A 15,952-nucleotide genomic window follows, 5' to 3' on the forward strand; every position below is an offset into this window, starting at 1 on the left:
CCGACGCTCCTCCAGGGGAGGATCAAGTACCTCGTCGCAAGCGCTTCGCCAGGCCTTGGCCGCCGATTCGCTGCATTGCCCGCTTCGCCAGCGAAACCGCAGCGTCGAAGCCCATCAGCGCCGCCAGCAGCATCCGGTTCGCCAAGGTCGGGCGGAGCAGCAGCAGGTCGACACAGGCGACGCCCCCGCTCGCCATCTGGCGCTTGTGCTGGCCTTCCCCTTCCGTGAAGTCGAACCAGGCGAAGCGGTCGCCGAACAGGTCGCGCAGCGCTTCCAGTTGCAGCACCGCGCCCGGGGAGAGCGCCGCGACGTCGGGATCATGGCCGACATGGGTGTAGCGCAACGTGTCCGCGTCCGCCGTGCAGCACAGATAGGCGATCGGCCGATCCTGCAGATAGAGCAGCCACGCCCGCACGCGATCCTCGGCCGCCAGCCGCTGCAGCATCGCGAGATCCTCGGGCAACCCCGCCCCCAGCAACCGCTCCTGATAGGTCCGCGCCGACACCGCGCGGGCGAGCGGATGGAAGATTGCCAGTTCGTCCGCTGTGCGGAAGCGGCGCACGTCGAGCTGCCCGCCCGAGTCCGCTGCCAGCCGCTTCGCCTTGCGCTTGAGGCTCTGCCGGCTGTTGGCCGACAGCGCGGCGAACCAGCGATCGAACCCGATCGACAGGTCGACGAAGCTGCGTGTGTAGCGCTGCCGCACCAGCGCCAGCAGGCCGCCTCGCCGCAGGGTTTCGACCTGCGCTTCCGGCAGCGAGGTACCCAGATAGCCGTCGGCATCGCGCGGCAGGTCAGGGAGGGCAGGCGCATCTCCGGTGCGCGCCTGCCGCAGGTTGCACGGCACCCGTACCAGCCGTCGCCGCACCGTGCACAGCGTCCGCGCGCCGATCATGAAGCGCAGCGGCACCGAGGCGGCGCCACTCACCCCGCCCGCTCCTCGACCAGGTTGGACCAGAGCTGCTCGGCCTGGCGCAGGCCGGTGCGCAGATAGCTGGAGACCAGCGGCGCATCGTCCTGGTCGAGCGGCAGCGGCGGCCGGTCGGCAAAATGGGCGGTCGGCAGTTCGTCCCGCCGTGCCGCAAGCATCCGGCACAGGGCCTCGAACCGGCGGACATGCACCGCATTGGGCCGGGTGCCGGCGCGGTTGGCGAGTTCGAAGCCGTGGCTGACGATCGTCACCGCCGCATGGCGCTCGCGCACCGCATGGTCGAGCGCCGCCTGCATCTCGCCCACCGACAGCGCGCAGATCTGGAAGTGGCGCAGCCGGGCACCGGCGTCGATCAGCGTCACCGGTACTTCGACCAGCCCCTCGTGCAGCACCGGCGCGATCCGGCGCGGGACGAGCGAAATCGCACTCGGCCAGGGATGTTCGGAGCCGTCATGGCTCGAATCATAGACGAAGCCCTGCGCCGCCAGGGCGGCGAGCGTCGCGTCGTTCGCGGCATAGCTGCCGGCGCGGAAGGCGATCGGCGCCGGTGCCCCTGCCTCCATCAGCAGCGCCCGGGCCCGGGCGATCAGGTCGGCCTGCGCCTCCGGGGGATATTCGACCAGCTCGAACCGCCCCGCCCGCCGCTTGCGATCGCGCGCGGTGGCGTCGGACCAGGCGGGATGGAGATGCAGCTGCACTTCCTGCCCCGCCGCACGGATGGCCTCGACCACTGCCGCGATCGGCGCCAGCCCGTGCACCAGCGCCGGCATCGGATCGACGAAGAAGCACGCCTTCAAGCCATGTTCGGCCAGCCGCGCGAGCTGCCAGCCCACACCCACCCCGGCAGGCTCGAACGAGCGCGCCACCATCTCCGCCAGATCGAGACCGGCGACGTGGTGGCGCCACATCAGCTCGGTATCGATCGTCAGGAACACAAACGGCATGCCGGGTCTCGCTAGCGCCCCCGCGCGGGGTCGGTCGGTGTCCGGCGTACCCCCAGCATCATGAAGAATTCACGAAGGCAGCTGCGCCTCTGTGCGGAAATGCGCTGCGGCGACGTTCCAACCTGCCGCTCAGGGCTTGATCCCATAGCGGGCATAGTCCGCATCGACGCGCGGCCAGATCAGCCGGGCCGCCGCGAGATCCTCGGCCGCCGCCTTGTCGCCCGCCTTGCTGCGGATCACCCCGCGCAGGAACAGGCTGGAGCTTTGCAGCGGCGCCACCTCCAGCGCGGCATTCAGATCCGCCAGCGCATCGTCCATCCGCCCCATCCGGAAATAGACCATGGCGCGGCTGTCGAGGATCGAGGCGGGCTGCTCGGCCAGCTCGATCGCCTTGGTGCAGTCCTTCAGCGCCCCCTCCAGGCCGATATTGCCCGTTCCCTTGATCCAGCAGCGGCTGTTGAGCAGCAGCGCGTTCCCCGGCGACTTGGCGATCACCGGATCGAGCACCGCCACGCCTTCCGCCGCACGGCCCGCTTCGCCGAGCAGTTCCGCCTCGAGCGTCACGAAGCCGTTGCGCTCGCTGCCGCCCTTGGCCACCCGCTCCGCCGCCATCGCGACGGCCGCGTCGGTCTGACCGACATGCGCGGTATAGGTCGCCAGCAGGTTGGCGACTTCGGCATTACCCGGATCGAGCGCCTTGGCCGCCTGCGCATCGGCGAGCGCGCCCTTGTCGTCGCCCAGCGCCGCCTTGATCCCCGCCCGCTGCGTATACAGCCCCACGCTCGCCTGCAGCCCGATGGCATGGTCGAGATCGGCGAGCGCGGCCTTCCAGTCCCAGATGCCGGCAAAGAAATTGGCGCGGCTGCTCCACGGCCCGACGTCCTTGGGATTGGCGGCGATCGCGGCGGCATAGGCGTCGAGCAGCGGCTTGAGCCCACCGCTGCGCTTCGCCTCGGCGACCACCTTCCAGCGCGGCGCCACCTGCTCGGGGCCAAGCGCGGTCAGCAGCCGCGTCTTGGCGAGCGCCACCTGCGCGCGCACATCGGCCACCTTGGCCGCCGGCACCTCGGCCGCATCGGGGCTGCTGCGGTCCTCGACACGCAGTTCGCCCGCCTCCAGCGTGACCTTGCGGATCAGCGCGCGGCCGGCCAGCGAGGCGGGCAGCGTCTGGTCGCCGTCGAGCGCAAAGCCCTTGCCGCCATCGGGAAGCCGGATGCGCCAGCGCGCGACACCGCTGGCCAGGTCGTTGACCGCGACCGGGATGTCCGCCCATTCGGCACGGGTGCGATCCGGCTCGAAGCCCAGGCCGCTGATCGTCTTGTCGAGCACGGTCTTGAACCGGCCCTCCTCGCGATACCAGGGCGAGCTGGCGATGCCGCGCACCGTCACCGTCGTCGCCGCGGCATCGCCGTCATAGGCAATGCTGCGCTCGGCGATCAGCCCGTCGCTGACGAAGCCATTGGCAAAGTTGCTCGCCATCTGGTCGAGCTGCTCCTTGGTCGCCTGGCCCGATCCGGCATGGACCATTTCGGCAAGCGGCCCGCGCATCGTCAGCTTGAGGGTGAACGGCGTCGGCAGATCCAGCCCGGCACGCTGATCGAGGTCGACCTCCGCCTCGAAGGTCGGCCGCGCCGATGCCCGCACCGGCAGCGCAAGCAGCGCCGCGCCGTCGGGGCGCACCGGCAGCACGTTGCGGAACGGCGGCACGTCGCCCAGATCGGCGATCCGCGCGCCGCTGCTGGTACCGTCCAGCCACAGGCTCTGGCCGTCGATCATGGCGTGGACCAGCACATGGTTGAAGGCGCCGGGCGCCGGCAGCCTTTTCGGCACCAGATCCCCCGCCTCGGTGTTCGCCAGCACCGGCTCCGCCTCGACGTCGAGCGCGCGGAGCAATGCCAGCAGCAGCAGCGTCTTGGCCTTGCAGTCGCCGTAGCGGCGCGACCAGGTCTCGGCCGGTGCCTGGGGGGTATAGCTGCCGCCGTCCATGCCGACGAACAGGTAGCGGACATCGTCCTGCACCAGCCGCAGCGCCAGCGCCGCGCGGGTGCGCGGATCGCTCGCCTTGGCGCGGATCTTCGCCACCTCGGCGGCAAGCGGGCTGCCCGGCGCGATCAGCCCCTCGGTCCGATAGAGCGGCGCCATCACCTTCGATACGGCGGCCCAGCCGTCATAACTCGACGCCTCGATCAGCGTGATCGGCTTGAACCGGGCGGGCGCATCGTTCGGGATTTCGGGCTGCTTCGCCAGCGGCATCGCGATGTCGATCAGCTGATACTCGCCCTCGGTCACCGGCGCCGGCGCGGTGCCGCCCATGTGCACCTTCCAGGCGAGCTTGTTCGCCTTGGGCCAGGACAGCCGCGCCCGGGCGAATTGCGCGCGCACCGGCTCGGCGAGCAGCGGCAGGAAGGCCTGGGCATTGCCCTGCAGCGCCGCATCCTTATGCGTGGTCGAATAGCTCAGCCGCAGCACGTCGCCGACGCGCAGCCCCTCCACCGCTAGGCTGGCGGTGAGCGTGCCGCTGATCTGCCACTGCTCCAGCTGCTGCTCGCGGCGCAGCACCTGGAAGCGCTGCCCGGCCGCGATCAGGTCGATATGTTCGCTGCCGCGGATGATCTCGGCGCGGTGGATGATCAGGTCGCCGGCATCGGGCTGCCAGGGCAGCGTCACCGTGCCGACATTGCTGAGCATCTGGGCGGAGACGACGCGCTGCGCCTGGTCATAATAGGTCCACACCTGCCCGTCGGCGATCCGCGCCTGCTCGTCGAACAGCACGACCATCGGATCGCTCTCGGCATTGCGCTTGGGATCCGGGGCGGGCGCCGCCTTCACCCAGGCCGGCGCCGGTTGATAGAGCGGCTTGTCACCCGCATGCGCCACTCCGGCCGTGGACAACAGCACGGCCACCAACCCTTTACGCCCCCGCATATTTCCCGGTCCCCAAGACATTCAGGCGACGGAATGTACCGGGTTGCCGCGTGCGCTCAACTGTTTCTTTCCATCGACGGACCGAGCCGGTCAGGGTTTGATCCCCCAGCGGGCATAGTCGGTATCCACTTCCGGGTTGAGCAGCCGCGCATCGGCGAGATCGGCCGCCGCTTCGCTCTTCTTGCCCAGCCGCATCTCGACGACGCCGCGCATGTAGAGGCTGGCGGCGGCACCTTGCCGCTGGTCGAGCGCGGCGTTGAGATCGTTCAGCGACTGGTCCAGACGGTTGAGGCGAAAATACACCATGGCCCGGCTGTCGAGGGCGTTCGCCGTATCCTGCCCACCCAATTCAATCGCGCGATTGCAATGCTTCATCGCGTCCTCGAGTGCGAAGTTCATCGTCCCCGCAATCCAGCAGCGGTCGTTGCGCAATGCGCCATCGTCAGGCTTGTCGGCGATCGCCTTGTCGAGGGCGGCAAGCGCTGCTTCGCCCTCGCCGGCGCGGGCAAGCACCGTAGCCTTTGCCGATAGCAGGGCGGGAAGGTTCTCACCGCCCTCGTCGATGCGCGGATCCAACAGCGCGAGCGCGTCGTCTTTTTGCCCTGCTTCCGCCATCAGCATGGTCAGACGAGCGAGTAGCGGAACATTGCCAGGCTCTTGATCCCTGGCGGCCTCGAGGTCGGCGATGGCGCCCTTCTTGTCGCCCAACGACGCTCGAATTGTGGCCCGGGCAAGCAAGTTCTTGACGCTCGCGTCGATCGCGATCGCCTTGTCGTAGTCCGCTAGCGCCTGCTTGCGTTCAAAGATCAGATCGAGAAAGCTGCCGCGGGTGGCGTAGCGCGCCGCCTCGTCCGGGCGTTCGGCGACAAAATCGGCCAGCCGCTGCAACGTGACATCGTACAGATGTGCCTGCTTCGCCGCGCCCACGGTGCGCCAGCGACCAGGATAGCCGACCGCGGTCCGGACCTTCAGCTTCTGGTTCTGGAGTTCGGCCAGCTTGACGCGCACCGCCGAAAGCTCCGTGGGCGGTATCTCCGCGCCGGTCGCACTCTCCTCGGTGCGAACCGTCAGGGTATCCCCGTCGAGCGACAGCGCTGCCGTCACATGGCCGCCAGGCTTGTCGAGGTCGACTGCAGGCTTGCCGTCGATGGCAAAGTCTTTGCCGCCCTGGGGCAGCATCACCTGGATCGTCGTCGTTCGCCTTCCCGCATCGCCGGTAGCGACCGGAATAGTCTTCCAGATAGCGCGGGACCGATCGGGCAACCGCGTCGCATCAACCACGGCGAAGTCGCCATTGTAGCGCCGGTCGCCATATTGCCACGCAGCCATGGAGATCCCGCTGAAGCGGATCAGGGCAGTTCCGGCCTTGTCGTCGAAAGTGATATTCGCGGATGTCGTCAGCGCCCCACGCTGGAACGGACGGGGAGTGAACTGGCGAACGGCGTTGCGCAGCGCGTCCTTATCGGCATTGGCTGCAAACGCCTTCCACGCGCCCACCGCAGCCCCGTGCAGTTCCACTTGCACATCGAACGGCGCGGGCAGATTGACGCCGCCGCGCGCATCCATCTTCCCCGTCACGACAACCATAGGCCGCGCCGGCGCGCGGTTCGGCGCGGCGAGCAGCGACGCGCCCTCGTTGCGGAGCGGCAGCACCCAGCGATAGGCGGGGACATCGCCAAGGTCCTCGTAATGCGTACCGGTAGCCGTTCCCTCCAGCCACAATTGCTCGCCGCCGACCTTGGCGAGCACGAAAACATGATTGAACGCCCCCGCCGAGGGCAGCCGCGCCGCGACCAGATCGCCCTGCCCCAGATTGGCCAGCGCCGGCTCCGCCTCGATCCCCAGTTCGTGCAGGATGGCGAGCAGCAGCAGCGTCTTGGCCTTGCAGTCGCCATAGCGCAGCGACCAGGTGTCGGCAGGCTTTTGCGGCACGAGATTGCCGTTGTTCATGCCGTTCATCAGATAGCGGACCCGCTCCTGCACCAGCGCCACCGCAGCGGCGACGCGGTGGCGGGGATCCTTCTCCGCCGCGGCGATCCTGGCGACTTCCTGGGCCAGCGGGCTGCCCGGCGCGATCAGCCCCTCGGTCCGATAGAGCGGCGCCATCACCTTCGACACCGCCGCCCAGTCGGCGAAGGTCGACGCGTCCACCACCGGGGGACGGGTGAAGCGGCCGGGCGCGTCGGGCGCCGGATCGGGCTGGCGCGGCAAGGGCTGGGTGAAGACCAGCTCGTGCCAGCCGCCGCTGTCACTCTCGGCGGGCGTTGCACCCTCCGGATAGGCCTTCCAGTGCACCACGGCGCCGGTGGGCCAGAGCAGCCGCGTGCGGGCAAAGCCGATCTTGACCGGCTGCGAGATCAGCGGCCCGCGCGCTTCCGCATTCCCCTGCAGCGTGGCATCCTTCACCGTGCCGGAAATCCGCACGTCGAGCACATCGCCGACGCGCAATCCCTCCACCGCCAGCGTGGCGGTGAGGGTACCGTCGACCGTCATGTTCTCCAGCCCCTGCTCGCGCCGGAGCACCGTGAACTGCTTGCCCTGCAGCGCGTCGATGCGCTGGCCATCGCGCAGGATGTCGACGCCGTGCACGATCAGATCGCCATGCGCCGGGTTCCAGTTGACCGTCACCGTCCCCGCCTTGGACAAGGCCTCTAGCGAGGTCGGGCGGACCGCCTGCTCATAATAGGTCCAGCTGGTCCCGTCGCTGATCCGCGCCTGCACGTCGGTAACCAGCACCGCCGGTGAGGCGCTGGTCAACGTCTTGGTATCGATCGGGGGCGCGGGCTTCACCCAGGAGGGCACCGGCTGGTACAGCGGCTTATCCCCCGCATGGGCCACCCCCGCCGACGAAAGCAACACGCCAACCAACACACCACGCCGTACCATCAATCCGTCCCCACCCAGAAGTGAGGCAATGGTAACGGCCGCGCGGTGCTTCGCAAGTCGAGACGACGAAAAAACAAGAGGATGCCTCCCGTCTTGGAGACATCATCTTGTCTTCATCGGCGGTTATCGTGAATGGTAGAAGTCGTAGACCTGTTGCGCCACCGCCGCCGAGACGCCGGGCGCCTTCTGCAAGTCCTCGAGGCTGGCGTTGCGCACCGCGCGCGCCGTGCCGAAGTGCATCAGCAGCGCCTTCTTCCGCGCCGGGCCGATGCCGGGCACCTCGTCGAGCGGGCTCGCGCCGATCGCCTTGGCACGCTTGTCGCGGTGGGCGCCGATGACGAAGCGGTGGACCTCGTCGCGCAGCCGCTGGAGGTAGAAGAGCAGCGGCGCGTTGACCGGCAGCATCCGCTCGCTGCCGTCCATCAGGTGGAACACCTCACGGCCGTCGCGGCCGTGATGCGGGCCCTTGGCGACGCCGACCATGCACACGTCCTCGATGCCCATTTCCTCGAGCACCGCCTTGGCGGCGTTGAGCTGGCCGCGGCCGCCGTCGAGCAGCACCAGGTCCGGCCAGTCGCCCTGGCTGCGATCGGGGTCCTCGTCCTGCGCGCGGGCGAAGCGGCGGCTGAGCACCTCGCGCATCATCCCGTAATCGTCGCCGGCGATGGTCTCGGGACGCTTGATGTTGAACTTGCGATACTGGCTCTTGCGGAACCCTTCCGGCCCCGCGACGATCATCGCGCCCACCGCGTTGGTGCCCTGGATATGGCTGTTGTCGTAGACCTCGATGCGGTTCGGCGGCTCGGGCAGGTCGAACAGGTCGGCCATCTCGCGCAGCAGCTTGGCCTGGGTCGTGCTCTCGGCGAGGCGGCGGTCGAGCGCTTCCTCGGCATTGCGCTTGGCCTGGTCGAGCAGGCGGCGGCGGGTGCCGCGCTGGGGGACCGACAGCGCCACCTTGTGCCCGGCGCGCTCGCTCATCGCCTCGGCGAGCAATTCGGCCTCGGGCAGATCGCGATCGACGAACACGTTCCGCGCGGGCGGTACTTCCTCGTAGAATTGCATCAGGAAGGCGGCGAGCACCTCGTCCTCGGGCACGTCCTGGGTGTGGCTGGGGAAGAAGCTGCGATGGCCCCAATTCTGCCCGCCGCGGATGAAGAAGGCCTCGATGCCGATCACGCCGGACTTGGCAGCGAGCGCGAAGATGTCGGCATCGCCCACCCCTTCGGCGTTGATCGCCTGGCTGCCCTGGATGAAGGTGAGCGCCTTCAACCGGTCGCGCAGGATCGCGGCCAGCTCGAAATCGAGATTCTCGGCCGCCGCCTGCATCTGCTCGCCCAGCTTGGCCTGGACCTTGGTCGACTTGCCCTGCAGGAAGTCGCGTGCGTCGTTGACCAGCTCGGCATAGCCGTCCTGATCGATCCGCCCGACGCAGGGCGCCGAGCAGCGGCGGATCTGGTAGAGCAGGCACGGCCGGTCGCGATTTGCGAAGAAGCTGTCGGTGCAGCTGCGCAGCAGGAACAGCTTCTGCAGCGCGTTGAGCGTCTTGCGCACCTGCCCCGCCCCCGCGAACGGCCCGAAATAATCGCCCTTTGCCCGCCTTGCGCCCCGATGCAGCTGGACGCGGGCGAAGTCGTGATCGTGGCGCAGCAGGATGAACGGGAACGACTTATCGTCGCGCAGGAGCACATTGTAGGGCGGCCGATAGCGCTTGATCAGCTGCGCCTCGAGCAGCAGCGCCTCGGCCTCGTTGTTGGTGGTGACGATCGTCATCGACCGGGTCTGCGCGACCATGCGCTGGAGCCGCTTCGACAGGCGGTTGACCTGGGTGTAGTTGGTCACCCGGTTCTTCAGCGCGCGCGCCTTGCCGACGTACAGCACGTCCCCGCGGGCATCCTGCATGCGGTACACGCCGGGACGAATCGGCAGCGTCTGCAGCACGTTGCGGATCGCGGCGACGCCGGCCTCCAGGTCCGGCGTCTCGGCACCGCGGACCGCGAAGGTGGCCTTTTCCTCGTTGAATCGCTCGGGGGAATTGGGGTCGTTCATTGCCGCCGATGTAGGGGCGAGGCGCTCACCTTGCCACTAAATCTCCCCTCCCGCTTGCGGGAGGGGGACGGCGGCAGCGAACGCCCCACATATCCTCCCCCGCCAGGGGGAGGTGGCCCGCGGCAGCGGGTCGGAGGGGGAGGAAGCACGACGGCCGAGAGGTTCTGGTATCCTCACCCTCCGTCGCCTCCGGCGCCACCTCCCCCTGGCGGGGGACGATAGCCTTGCTACTGCGCCCCCGCCTCGTTCTCCAGCTGGTCCACCTGCGCCTCGATCCGCCGCATCGCCTGGTCCGCCCGCGCCTTCACGTCGGTCGCGCGCGCATGATCGGTCGCCGCGTGGCGCACTGCCACCACCGCCACAAACGCAGCGAGCGCCAGTGCCACCAGGGCACCGGCGCTCAGCCAGCGATAGGATTTATGTTCCGCCATCACCGCCCCATAGCATGGGCGGCGTGGCGGGCCAGCTCAGTTGAGCCGGCCCAGCCCGGCAATGGCCTTGTCGACCAGCGCCTTGTCAGCCTCGGCGCCGTGCTTCTCCGCGATCACCGCGGCAGCGGCGGTCGTGGCGGCATCGGCAGCCTTGGTGCGGATCGCCTGGATCGCGCTGCGCTCGGCGGCGGCGATCTTGTCCTCGGCCATGCGGGTACGGCGGGCGATCAGCTCGGCCGCATCGGCCTCCGCCTTCGTCTGCATCGCGGCCGCCTCGGCCTGGGCGTTGGCGAGCACGGCCTTGGCATCCGCATCGGCAGACGCGGTGCGGGCCTTCGCCTCGGCCAGCATCGCCTCCGCTTCCGCGCGCAGCTTCGACGCTTCGTCGAGCTGGGTGCGGATCTTGGAAATCTGCTTGTCGAGCATGGCGCCGATCATGCCCGGCACCTTCTTGACCAGGATGATCAGCACGACGACGAGCATCGAGATCGCCACGAAGCCCGGCGCAGTGATCACGCCGAACACAGCCGGCTCGTGATGGAGTTCCACCGTACCGACCTCGGCGTTCAGGGAATGAGCTTGTTCAGCCATGGGCAAGCGCCGCCTTTACCTTCTGTTCGACGCTGGCGCGGTCGACCGCGACGCCCGACAGACGCGCAACGATCGCTTCGACCGCCTCGACGGTCGCCGCCTCGATCTCGCCGATCGCCGCCTGCTCGCGCTCGGCGATGCTGCGGGTCGCGTCGGCCAGCCGTGCTTCATCGGCCGACGTGGCAGCCTTGAGCTTGGCTTCGGCGGCGGTCGCCGCCTGCGCCTTGGCGCCGGCGGTCACCCGCAGCGCCTCGGCACGGGCAGCGTCCAGCCCCGCCTGATAGGCCTCGTCCGCGGCCTTGGCGGCGTCGCGCGCCGCTTCGGCCGCCGCGAGGTCGCCGCTGATGCGGGCGGAGCGATCTTCCATCGTCCGCTCGATCTTCGGCACCATCGCCTTGCCGATCCCGAAGTAGATCAGGGCAAATACGATCGCGAGCCAGAAGACCTGCGAGGCGTAGATCTCCGGGATCTGATCTAACTGCGGCATCGGCCGAGGCCTCCGTTCTGCTTACTTGACGACGAAGAGGATCAGGATCGCGACGACGAACGCGATCAGGCCCAGCAGTTCCGACGCGGCGAAACCGATGAACAGGCGGCCCTGCTGGCCGTCTGCCGCACCCGGGTTGCGCAGCGCGCCCTCGAGGAACGAACCGAACACGTTGCCCACGCCGAGCGCGGCGAGGCCGATACCGATCGCAGCCAGGCCGGCACCGATGTACATTGCACCAAGATCAGTCATGTCTAGCTCCCTAGATAATTCGGTAGAAACGATAAGTCGAAACGGAACGACTTAGTGCAGGTGCACCGCGTCGTGGAGATACAGCGAAGTCAGCAGCGCGAACACATAGGCCTGGATCGCGCAGACCAGCAGCTCGAGCGCGCTGACGCCGACGATCATCGCGAAGCTCAGCACGCCGACCACGCCACCCAGCGGCGTGCCGCTGGTGAAGCCCTGGACGACGAAGCTGCCGAACACTTCGAGCAGGATGTGCCCGGCGGTCATCGCGACGAACAGTCGCAGGCCCAGCGAGAACGGACGCACCAGGAACGAGACGAGCTCGACCGGAATGATCACCGGCATCAGCCAGCCCGGCGCGCCGTGCGGCACGAACAGCGAGAAGAACTTGAAGCCGTGCTTGATCAGGCCGACCGCGAGGACGATGCCGAACGAGAAGAAGGCGAGCACCGCGGTGACGGTGATGTGGCTGGTGACCGCGAAGGTGTGCAGCCCCGGCAGCACCGCCAGCGGCAGCACGCCGACCAGGTTCGCGAACAGGATGAAGAAGAACAGCGAGAAGATGTACGGCGCGAACTTCTTGCCGCCCTTGCCGATGTTCACGTTCACCATCGAGTCGATGAACCCGACCGCGCCTTCCACCATCAGCTGCCACTTGCCCGGGATCAGCTTGCGCTGCATGCCGCCCACCATGAAGAGGAACAGCAGCGCGGCGACCACGAACATGAACAGCGCCGAGTTGGTGAAGGAGATGTCATAGCCGAACAGGTCAATATGGCGGCCCAGAATGGGCTCGACCTTGAACTGCTCCATCGGATCGATTTTGCCGGCGCTCACTCTGCGCGCTCCTTCGAAATCTTGTAGATGTTGCGAAACGCCACGATCACGCTGAGCACCAGCAGGATCAACAGAGCCCAGGGGCTCGTTCCCAGCCAGCGATCGAGCGCGAAACCGATCACCCCGCCGCCCAGCGGTGCGCCGATCAGTTCGGCGAGCACCCGCGAGCCCTGCTTATAGCCCTTTTCGGGCTTGCGCACCGGCGTCTGGCCCTCGCGCACCGCCGCCTTCGCATCGGCGATGCGACGGTCGAGGTCGGAACGGATAGGGTCGTCAGACAAAGCGAGCACGGCGATCCAGATATGAAAAAGCCGCCGCGCATAGGGCGGGCGACAAACAGCATCGCAAGCCGATGGCCGCGATGTACGGGCGCTTTAGGAAGACCAATCGACCGAGTCAACCGTTGCAACATTCGCTGCTTCATCACGAATTCATCGGGGGACAACACCTTCGCACCCGCGGAAATCCGCCGTTCGTGGCTGCTGCGGCGCAACGGTGCGCGAGGGCCGCGCGGTTTCGCGCCCTCGCATTGCGGGCCATCGGCGATCGCTGCATAGTTGCGCGGATGTCCGACGATGCGCCTGACAATAGCGGCCACCGCGCGCGCCTGCGCCAGCGCCTGTTCGAGGGCGGCACGGAGGCGCTGCTCGATCACGAGCTGGTCGAGTATCTGCTGGCGCTGACCATTCCGCGGCGCGACACCAAACCGCTCGCCAAGACGCTGCTCAAGGAATTCGGCGGCCTGCCCGGCCTGCTCGCCGCCGACCCGGAGGCGATGCTGCGGATCGACGGCGTCAAGGACACGCAGATTGCCGCGCTCAAGGCGGTGCATGCCGCCGCGCTCCGCCTGCTCCAGGCCAGGGTTCGCGAACAGCCGGTGCTCGCCAACTGGCAGGCGCTGCTCGACTATCTGCGGGCGGACATGGCCCCGCACGTGATCGAGCGGGTGCGCGTGCTCCACCTCAACAGCCGCAACCTGCTGATCCGCGACGAGCTGATGAACGAAGGCTCGATCGACGAGGCGCCGATCTATGTGCGCCAGGTGATCGCCCGTGCGCTGCATCTGGGCTCGGCGGCGCTGATCCTGGTCCACAACCACCCCTCGGGCGACCCGAGCCCGAGCCGAGCCGACATCGACGTGACGCGCAGAATCATGGAAGCCGGCAAGCCGCTCGGCATCACGGTGCACGACCACCTCATCATCGGCAGCGAGGGCCATGCGAGCTTAAGGGCGAAGGGGCTGATGTAGGAGCCGCAGTAGATAGCGCATCGTCCCCCGCCAGGGCAGGGCGATCGCATGTGGATCGAGATCGCGCTCGCCCGAAAGTACGTCGTCATTCCCGCGAAGGCGGGAATCCATTTGCCAGGACGCCCGCGGAAAGAACCGAAACTTCGGCGTCAATGGGTCCCCGCCTTCGCGGGGATGACGGCGTGGGATTGCCATTTGCGACTGCCCCCCTGGCGGGGGAGGACCGGGGAATCCCCTACTTCTTCCGCTTGAAGTCCACCGAGACGACGTTCGAGCCGTCCTCGACCGGCTTGGCCACGGGGCCGTCGCCGTCATTCTCGGCATCGTCATGCTCGTGCGGCTCGGGGCCTTCGGGGCCCTCGGTCGCCTGGAAGCGCAGCTCGAAATTCACCGCCGGATCGTGGAAGCCGGTGATCGCCGCGAACGGGATCGTCAGGATCGACGGAATCTGGTTGAAGCTGAGCCCCACCGAGAATTTCCGGTCGTCCACCGTCAGGTCCCAGTAGCGGTGCTGGAGGACGATGGTCATCTCGTCCGGGAACCGCTCCATCAGCCGCTGCGGGATGTCGACCCCGGGCGCCTGCGTCTTGAAGGTGATGTAGAAATGATGCGCGCCCGGCAGGCTGCCCGACTGCGCCACCGAGCCGAGCACACGGCCCACCACGGCGCGCAGGGCTTCCTGCACGATCTCGTCATACGGAATCAAACTATCGGGCACGGTGCCGTTCATGCTCCCTTGGGTAGCGGCTGAAATGTTGGGGTCAAGATTGCATGCACGGCCATCGGCGTTATGTGCACCTTCATGCGTATCGCGACCATCAGCCGCAAGACCAGCGAAACCTCGATCGACGTCACCGTCAACCTCGACGGCACCGGCGTCTACACCATCAGCACGGGCATCGGATTCTTCGATCACATGCTCGAGCAGTTGAGCCGCCACTCGCTGATCGACATGGACGTCAGGACCGTGGGCGACCTCCATATCGACCAGCACCACACGGTGGAGGATACCGGGCTCGCGATCGGCGAAGCCATTGCGAAAGCGCTGGGCGACAAGAAGGGCATCCGCCGCTACGCCGACGCGCTGTCGCCGATGGACGAGACGCTGACCCGCGTCGCGGTCGACATTTCCGGCCGCCCCTATCTCGTCTGGAAGACCGAATTCAGCCAGAAGAAGCTCGGCGAGATGGACACCGAGATGTTCGAGCACTGGTTCCACAGCTTTGCCCAGACCGCCGGCGTGACGCTGCATGTCGAGACGCTGTACGGCAGCAACAACCACCATATTGCCGAAGCCGCGTTCAAGGGCCTGGCCCGCGCACTGCGCGAGGCGGTGGAGATCGATCCGCGCAAGGCGGATGCCATCCCGTCGACCAAGGGAGTGCTGTGATGATCCTCGTGCTGCTGACCTACAAGGTGGATATCGCCCAGATCGACGCACTGCGCCCCGCGCATGTCGACTGGCTCAAGCAGGGCGTCGCCGATGGCCGCCTGCTGGTCGCCGGCCGCAAGGTGCCGGTGACCGGCGGCTTCTTCATGGCGCGCGGATCGCTGGACGAGGTGCAGGCCTGGGCCGCCACCGATCCGTTCGCGACCGCGGGTGCGGCCGAATACGCGTTCATCGAAGTCGCCCCGAGCGTCCTCGCGCCGGGGCTGGAGTCGCTCGGCCAGTGACCGTCGCGCTGATCGATTACGGCGCGGGCAACCTCCATTCGGTGCACAATGCGCTGAAGGCGGCGGGTGCTGCCGACATCGCGGTGACGGCGGACCCGGCCGTCGTGCTGGCCGCCGACCGGGTGGTGCTGCCGGGTGTCGGCGCGTTCGGCGCCTGCGCCTCGGGCCTGCGCGGGCTGCCGGGCATGATCGAGGCGCTGGAGACGCGGGTGCTGCGCGACGCGGTGCCGTTCCTCGGCGTGTGCGTCGGCATGCAGTTGCTGGCGACCACCGGCGAGGAACTGGGCAGCCATGCCGGGCTCGGCTGGATCCCCGGCACGGTGCGGCAGCTTCCCGCTAGCGCGAATCTGCGCGTGCCGCACATGGGCTGGAACGACGTGGTCCCCACCGTCGACCACCCGCTGATCGAGCGCGGCGAGGCCTATTTCCTTCACAGCTTCGCCTTTGACGGCGACGCGGTGCTCGCCACCACCGAACATGGCGGCCCGGTGACCGCCGCGATCGGCCGCGACAATATCGTCGGCCTGCAGTTCCACCCCGAGAAGAGCCAGCGCTACGGCATCGCACTGCTGGAGCGGTTCCTCGCGTGGAAGCCTTAGAATGCCTCGGCGCACGCCCCTTTTTTGCGGAGCCGTCGGACGTCCCAAACCAGCCCGTCATCCCCGCGAAGGCGGGGATCCATTGGCGCTGAATTCGAAGTTCCTT

General features: G+C 67.9%; 16 protein-coding genes. 4 read left to right on the plus strand and 12 right to left on the minus strand.

From position 1 onward, the window contains the following. Positions 1-22 precede the first annotated feature (22 nt). The 11 genes from QZ814_RS07630 to QZ814_RS07680 all read right to left on the minus strand — a co-directional run bounded on the left by QZ814_RS07630 (position 23) and on the right by QZ814_RS07680 (position 12,605). Positions 23-925 carry a GNAT family N-acetyltransferase gene (locus QZ814_RS07630; protein ID WP_294330596.1) on the minus strand — a complete coding sequence of 301 codons (903 nt, stop codon included), beginning with the start codon at positions 923-925 and terminating at the stop codon, positions 23-25. Beyond that, positions 922-1,872 carry a polysaccharide deacetylase gene (locus tag QZ814_RS07635; RefSeq protein WP_294330598.1) on the minus strand — a complete coding sequence of 317 codons (951 nt, stop codon included), beginning with the start codon at positions 1,870-1,872 and terminating at the stop codon, positions 922-924. Before QZ814_RS07635 ends, QZ814_RS07630 begins: the two co-directional genes overlap by 4 nt. A 129-nt stretch (positions 1,873-2,001) precedes the next feature. Then, on the minus strand, positions 2,002-4,770 hold the full coding sequence (locus tag QZ814_RS07640; protein ID WP_294330599.1) for a DUF3857 domain-containing protein: 2,769 nt from the start codon (positions 4,768-4,770) through the stop codon (positions 2,002-2,004). A 117-nt stretch (positions 4,771-4,887) separates the two neighbouring features. Further along, positions 4,888-7,683, minus strand: a complete 2,796-nt coding sequence (locus QZ814_RS07645) for a DUF3857 domain-containing protein (protein WP_294330601.1) — start codon at positions 7,681-7,683, stop codon at positions 4,888-4,890. Between the two features lie 123 nt (positions 7,684-7,806). Next, entirely contained in the window at positions 7,807-9,729 is a 1,923-nt protein-coding gene (gene uvrC / locus QZ814_RS07650) for an excinuclease ABC subunit UvrC (protein ID WP_294330602.1), read from the minus strand. 227 nt (positions 9,730-9,956) lie between these two features. Then, positions 9,957-10,160 (minus strand): hypothetical protein, encoded by a 204-nt coding sequence (locus QZ814_RS07655; RefSeq protein WP_294330604.1) that lies wholly within the window; start codon positions 10,158-10,160, stop codon positions 9,957-9,959. Between the two features lie 36 nt (positions 10,161-10,196). Next, a complete protein-coding gene (locus QZ814_RS07660; protein ID WP_294330605.1) occupies positions 10,197-10,751 on the minus strand; it encodes a hypothetical protein in 555 nt (184 codons plus the stop codon). After that, on the minus strand, positions 10,744-11,238 hold the full coding sequence (locus QZ814_RS07665; RefSeq protein ID WP_294330606.1) for an ATPase: 495 nt from the start codon (positions 11,236-11,238) through the stop codon (positions 10,744-10,746). The genes QZ814_RS07660 and QZ814_RS07665 overlap by 8 nt, the downstream gene beginning before the upstream one ends. 21 nt (positions 11,239-11,259) lie before the next feature. After that, entirely contained in the window at positions 11,260-11,472 is a 213-nt protein-coding gene (locus QZ814_RS07670) for a F0F1 ATP synthase subunit C (RefSeq protein WP_010544368.1), read from the minus strand. Between the two features lie 69 nt (positions 11,473-11,541). Further along, complete coding sequence (locus QZ814_RS07675) at positions 11,542-12,300, minus strand: F0F1 ATP synthase subunit A (RefSeq protein ID WP_294330727.1); 759 nt, start codon at positions 12,298-12,300, stop codon at positions 11,542-11,544. A 20-nt stretch (positions 12,301-12,320) separates the two neighbouring features. Beyond that, complete coding sequence (locus tag QZ814_RS07680) at positions 12,321-12,605, minus strand: AtpZ/AtpI family protein (RefSeq protein WP_294330608.1); 285 nt, start codon at positions 12,603-12,605, stop codon at positions 12,321-12,323. 284 nt (positions 12,606-12,889) lie between these two features. Here QZ814_RS07680 and radC point away from each other — a divergent pair, with 284 nt between their 5' ends. Next, positions 12,890-13,573, plus strand: a complete 684-nt coding sequence (gene radC / locus QZ814_RS07685) for a DNA repair protein RadC (RefSeq protein WP_294330609.1) — start codon at positions 12,890-12,892, stop codon at positions 13,571-13,573. A 235-nt stretch (positions 13,574-13,808) separates the two neighbouring features. On the opposite strand, the gene QZ814_RS07690 is transcribed toward radC, so the two are convergent. Further along, positions 13,809-14,303 (minus strand): ClpXP protease specificity-enhancing factor SspB, encoded by a 495-nt coding sequence (locus tag QZ814_RS07690; RefSeq protein WP_294330611.1) that lies wholly within the window; start codon positions 14,301-14,303, stop codon positions 13,809-13,811. A 72-nt stretch (positions 14,304-14,375) separates the two neighbouring features. Here QZ814_RS07690 and hisB point away from each other — a divergent pair, with 72 nt between their 5' ends. From hisB to hisH, 3 genes are read left to right on the plus strand one after another with little or no spacing between them, the layout of a single operon-like run. Then, positions 14,376-14,963: an imidazoleglycerol-phosphate dehydratase HisB gene (gene hisB, locus QZ814_RS07695; protein ID WP_294330613.1), complete on the plus strand. Its 588-nt coding sequence runs from the start codon at positions 14,376-14,378 to the stop codon at positions 14,961-14,963. Continuing rightward, positions 14,963-15,247 (plus strand): YciI family protein, encoded by a 285-nt coding sequence (locus tag QZ814_RS07700; protein WP_294330614.1) that lies wholly within the window; start codon positions 14,963-14,965, stop codon positions 15,245-15,247. The genes hisB and QZ814_RS07700 overlap by 1 nt, the downstream gene beginning before the upstream one ends. Next, entirely contained in the window at positions 15,244-15,846 is a 603-nt protein-coding gene (gene hisH, locus QZ814_RS07705) for an imidazole glycerol phosphate synthase subunit HisH (protein ID WP_294330615.1), read from the plus strand. The genes QZ814_RS07700 and hisH overlap by 4 nt, the downstream gene beginning before the upstream one ends. The last annotated feature ends 106 nt before the right edge of the window (positions 15,847-15,952 follow it).

The sequence above is a fragment of the uncultured Sphingomonas sp. genome, from assembly GCF_913777625.1.
GTDB lineage: Bacteria > Pseudomonadota > Alphaproteobacteria > Sphingomonadales > Sphingomonadaceae > Sphingomonas.